5 protein-coding genes are annotated in these 4,679 nt (G+C 68.4%); 2 read left to right on the top strand and 3 right to left on the bottom strand.

Going from position 1 to position 4,679, the window contains the following annotated elements; all coding sequences use genetic code 11:
* Both ABZ281_RS38565 and ABZ281_RS38560 read left to right on the top strand, forming a co-directional pair.
* The coding region (locus tag ABZ281_RS38565) for a nitroreductase (RefSeq protein WP_356662676.1) at nt 1-465 on the top strand (465 nt) is incomplete at its 5' end.
* 79 nt (nt 466-544) lie between these two features.
* A complete protein-coding gene (locus ABZ281_RS38560; protein ID WP_356662675.1) occupies nt 545-1,645 on the top strand; it encodes a class I SAM-dependent methyltransferase in 1,101 nt (366 codons plus the stop codon).
* Between the two features lie 103 nt (nt 1,646-1,748).
* Here ABZ281_RS38560 and ABZ281_RS38555 read toward each other — a convergent pair whose 3' ends face one another.
* The 3 genes from ABZ281_RS38555 to ABZ281_RS38545 all read right to left on the bottom strand — a co-directional run bounded on the left by ABZ281_RS38555 (nt 1,749) and on the right by ABZ281_RS38545 (nt 4,560).
* Nucleotides 1,749-3,068: a helix-turn-helix transcriptional regulator gene (locus ABZ281_RS38555; RefSeq protein WP_356662674.1), complete on the bottom strand. Its 1,320-nt coding sequence runs from the start codon at nt 3,066-3,068 to the stop codon at nt 1,749-1,751.
* 337 nt (nt 3,069-3,405) lie between these two features.
* The gene (locus tag ABZ281_RS38550; RefSeq protein WP_356662673.1) at nt 3,406-3,735 is read right to left on the bottom strand and encodes an NUDIX domain-containing protein; all 330 of its coding nucleotides are present in this window, start codon (nt 3,733-3,735) and stop codon (nt 3,406-3,408) included.
* Between the two features lie 222 nt (nt 3,736-3,957).
* Nucleotides 3,958-4,560, bottom strand: coding sequence for a hypothetical protein (locus ABZ281_RS38545; protein WP_356662672.1), 603 nt, complete (start codon nt 4,558-4,560; stop codon nt 3,958-3,960).
* Nucleotides 4,561-4,679 lie beyond the last annotated feature (119 nt).

Here is a 4,679-nt window from a genome sequence, read left to right as displayed (position 1 = left end):
GCCACCGCACCCGACCACGGACGACTGCGGCCCTGGCGGCTGGTCGCAGTGACCGGGGACGAACGGGCTCGACTCGGCGACGTGCTCGGCGAAGCCGCCACCTCGCCGGAGCAGGCCCGGCGCGCCGCCAAGAAGCCCCTGCGCGCCCCGCTGCTCCTGTCGATCGTGCACAGCCCCGTGCCCGACCACCCGAAGGTCCCCGAGTGGGAGCAGCTGGCCGCAACAACCGGCATGGTCACCACACTCTCCCTGCTCCTGCACGGCCACGGCTGGGCATCGATCTGGCGCACCGGTCAAGCCGTCCAGGCACCCCAGGTCCGCAAGTACCTCGGTGTCGCCGAAGGGGAGCAGCTGCTGGGCTGGCTGTATGTAGGCACTCGTTGCACGTCCGGAGCCTCCCTTGAACGGCCGCCGTTCGACACCACCACCAAGATCACCTGGCTGCTCGGCGGTGCTGGCCTCTGAAGCCTCCACTCGTCCGCAGCGGTCAGCAGAACAGGCTGAACAGCCGGCCCACCCCGAGGACCATCGCGAAAGGCGAGATATGCGCAGCATCGAGGAGATCGAGACACGCGGGCACTCCCTTCGCGTGTGCGTGGACCCGGAGCCCGAGCAAGAGGGCCGCCCCGCCCTGTGGCCGAGCGTCGGGGAGTACCCCATCTACGACCCGTTCCTCTACACGACCATGACCACCGATGACGAACGCAACGAGCGCTTCCGAGCGGCCCTGTCCCAACTGGCGCCCAAGCGCATCCTGGACATCGGGACCGGACAAGACCTTCTCTGGGCGCGTGAAGGTCTGCAGGCGGGAGCCCGACACGCCCTGGCCATCGAGGTCATTGAGGACGCGTTCCACAAGGCGGCCGCAAACCTGCCGTCCTTCGACCCGCAGGACCGGATCACGCTTTTGCTCGGCCAGTCGACCGAGCTTCAGTTCGCGCCCAGAGCCGATGTCTGCGTTGCGGAGATCATCGGCTCCCTGGCCGGCGCCGAAGGCGCGGCAGCCGTCCTGACCGACGCGCGCAACCGCCACCTGGATCCTGGGGGACTGGTGGTGCCCCACCGGGCGGTGACCCTGGCTGCAGCGGTCCGCCTGGCCGACCTGCTCCCCGAGCAGCCCATAGCCTTCGCCGAGGCCTCTCTCCCGTACCTACGCAGCATCTTCGACTGGCACGGCACGCCCTTCGACGTGCGACTCAGGATCGAAAACCCATCCGCCGGCGCACTGCTCTCCCAGGGCGCGCCCGTCGAGGTGCTCGACTTCAACGGCGATCTGCGGACGGAGCAGCGCACGACAACGCGCATCGCCATCACGCGGCCGGGCCACATGGACGGTGTGCTCACCTGGCTCAATCTCTGGTGTCTGCCGGACGAAGAGCCCCTTGACGCCCTACACATGAAGACGAACTGGGCCACCATCTACCTGCCGCTCTTCGAAGACTCCGTGTCGGTCGCGCCCGGAGACGTCTTGGAGCTCACCTTCGCGGCCACCCTCAGCGATGACGCTGTTCATCCGGACTATCACCTCAGCGCCGACCTGCACACTGCCGACAGGCAACTTCACCACGCCACCCTGTCATCCCCGCATCACGGTGGCTCCTTCAGGACCAACACGATCTACCAAAACCTCTTCCCCACAAGCTGATGAGCGTCCGTTGTCGGCGTGTTCCGGGACGGCTTCGAACCGCGACACGGCGGCCTCTGCCCCTGGCCCGCGGGTGCGGTCCCGGCCGGCGCGTGCCGCGGGGTCAGAAGCCGCGCAGCGGCTCGCCTGCATTGAGGTGGTCGAGACGTTCGGAGAGCCGGCGGCTCATCAGGTGCTGGGATGCCTGGGAGGCACGCTTCGCCACAGCCGCGTGCTCGGCCGAGTCACCGCGCAGCCTCGCCAGTTCTGCCTCAGTGATCAAGAGTTCTACCGTGTCACGCGTCCCGTCCGACGGAAGGGCTGTTGCCTTCTTCAAGGACTGTGCTCCCTGCTCGGCCAGCCCGGCCACGGCGAACGCCCACGCCGCCTGTCCCTCCAACTCACGGAGGTGGAACCACTCAAGCCAGGCCGGGCCGTCGCTGCTCTGAGCGCGGGCGAAGAACGAACGGGCACGCTTCACCGCTGTCGTGACCTGGTCCGGCTTTCCATTCAGCGCCCATGCTCGAGCTTCGGTCACGCACGCGTAGGCCCTGACAAGGGGAGGTGTTCCCTCAGCCGCCAGCACAGCACTGCGCGCGTGAGAGAGCACATCCACCCGGCCACCCTGCGTCGCCGCCAGTCGGACTTGGTGGATGTGGACCCGGGTGATGCGGGCGCGGTCACCAATCGCCTGGGCCAGCCGCATCGCCTGAAGGTCGTAGCGCTGTGCCAGGCCAGGGAGCTGGTCGTCGTAAGCCATCGAGGCCATCGCGAGGACCGCATCCACCACACTGCCGTACAACCGCTGGCCTGTACGCGCAGAGTACGTGCCGCTCAGCATCGGGGTTGCGTGCGTGTCCATCAGCGAAGCGAAGACGCCGCGGTACTTCCCCCCACCATGCTGGGCGTCCAGCCTCCCGTAGATCCGCGTGTGCTCGTCGACCAGGTCGATGTCGGCAGCAGTGACCTTGTAGGGCCCTCCTCTCCCACCGGTGTCGGTGTCGGCAGGCATGACGAGCGCCTCGCGCGAGGCAGGTCCGAACACGCTCGCCGAGAACGCACTCTTGACGACGTCGCGTCGGCGCATGGCGTCCAGCGCCCACAGCCTCGCCAGCATGCGAACGGCGTGGGCGACGTCCCGGTACTCCAGTGACTGCGCGGCTACCTGGGCGTTGTCCGACAACCAGCCCAGGCTCTCGGGTGTCACGTGCTGGTGTAGCGCCGCGGACAGGACGTGGCACGCCGCTGCCGCGAGTTCCGCGCTCGGGACGGCACCCTTGCACCAGCGGGAGACGGTGCTGGGGCTGACGGTGTGGGTCAGTCCCACCGCCTGACACCTCGCGCCGATCCGGCGGGCGAAGCCACTGATAGACCAGCCTAAGTACTCCAGGTGCTTGCGTAACACTTCGTTGGGACCGTGGTGCTTTGCCGTCGAGCCCGTCATCACGCATCACCTCTCATTCGTCCCAGGAGTCGCGGGCAGGGTGCGAAAGCCCATGCGGCAGGGCACCTGGGGGTGTGCGGTCGCCCTTCCCGCTGCCCGTGCGCAGGGGACCGATCTCTCGAGCTCACCTCCTTCAGAAGGCGGGGGTTCCTCGGCTTCGCGCTCTCGGCCGCGGGGCGAGCTGCTTGTCGAGGTGGCTGTAGGTCGTCTCCTGGCGAAGGATCACGTCGGGGCGCCTGGGCGCGAGGAGCTCCTCGTGAGCGATCCGCCACCTGCGCAGGTGTTCCCCGTTCTCCCGGCCTTCTCCGCCGTCCCTCCGCGGTGATAGTGGTTGAGTTCATGCCGCGTGCCTCTCGGACAAGGAGATGGGCTCCGCGGTAGCGGGGATCGATAAGGAGGCGAGAGGCCCGTGGCGCTCGCGAAGGTGCCGGGTCTGCTCCACCAGGCGTTCGGGAACGACCCGGATGCCCGTCTCCTCGAAGACCTCGCGTACGGCACCGCGGGCCGGCTGTTCGCCCGGGTTGAGGATCCCGGACAGCAACGACCACTCGTCGGTGCCGGAGCGGCGGTGTAGGAGGACACCCCGCGCTGGATCGCGAACCACCATGTTTACTCCGGCAAGCCACAGCAGATGGCTTCCGCCGACCAGCTCACGGAGTTCTCGCATGAAGTCAGGGATCACCCGCAGCCTCCCAGCAAGTCAGGTACACGAACCACCTTGAAATCAGTCCGGTTCGGGCGATGGGCAGTCGGCGGGAGACCAGCGCGTTCTTGCCTACGCCGCTGATTGCGACGTCCGCAGCCGCGTAACTCGCCCCCTCATCTTCGAGAAGGGCCGGGGCACCGGCATGCGAGTCCTGCAGTGCGGCGTTGCGATGAGCCGCCCCCATCAGAGAGCCTCGTCCGTGCCCGTTCGAACGGTTACGCCGTAGATGCGGATCACGTTGATGGAGAGGGCCACCCCAGCGACCGTGCCGAGCGCGTCGGCGCCGAGCGCGATGCGGCGCACCGCGTCGACCTGCCAGCCGTACGGCAGTTTGGCGAGCCGCTCGCTGGTGATTGCCCCGAGCCTTTCGTCCTCCTTTCGGTCCGACTCGGCCTTCCAGTCATCCACGGGGGGCGGTGGGGCCAGCCCTGCGGATGCGTGGTGAAGGGCCCACCCCACGGCTTCGTCCAGGGGCACACGGGCTGGGCATCGTGGTTCACGCTGGCCGCCCAGGACCAAGACCCGCCATTGCGAGGGAAGTCGGTCGAGGGCGCCGAGGAGGTCTGCAGCGGTTTCTCCGTGGGGGAGCTGCCCTGGTGATGAGGGTTCCCACAGCCGTGTCATCTGTGCGACTCCGCCCGCCAGTTCCCTCGCGGCGCTCGCGACGGACGCGCGTATCGCGCGGACCGAGTCCGCGTGGGCGAGCAGCTGGTACATCGCGGCGCGGTCGCACGGCGGCAGCCCCGCCCAGATCTGGCGGGCACGCAGTTCATCCCAGGTCAGCAAGGCGGCATCGTGGGCGGCAGCCTGGACAGCCAGCCCTTCATGCTGATCGGCGCCGGCCAGGACCTCCAGGGCGGCGGCGATCCGCGCAGCCCGCGCAGGGTCCTCCACCACGGCGTCAT

It is taken from the genome of Streptomyces sp. NPDC006265, assembly GCF_040613555.1.
In the GTDB taxonomy this organism is placed as follows: domain Bacteria; phylum Actinomycetota; class Actinomycetes; order Streptomycetales; family Streptomycetaceae; genus Streptomyces.
Note: the sequence above shows the minus strand (reverse complement) of the source record. Positions and strands in the feature narration are given on the sequence as shown.

Coding starts and splice junctions, on each gene's coding strand:
- ABZ281_RS38560 (WP_356662675.1), top strand. CDS start 545: ATGCGCAGCATCGAGGAGATCGAGACACGCGGGCACTCCCTTCGCGTG.
- ABZ281_RS38555 (WP_356662674.1), bottom strand. CDS start 3,068: ATGACGGGCTCGACGGCAAAGCACCACGGTCCCAACGAAGTGTTACGC.
- ABZ281_RS38550 (WP_356662673.1), bottom strand. CDS start 3,735: ATGCGAGAACTCCGTGAGCTGGTCGGCGGAAGCCATCTGCTGTGGCTT.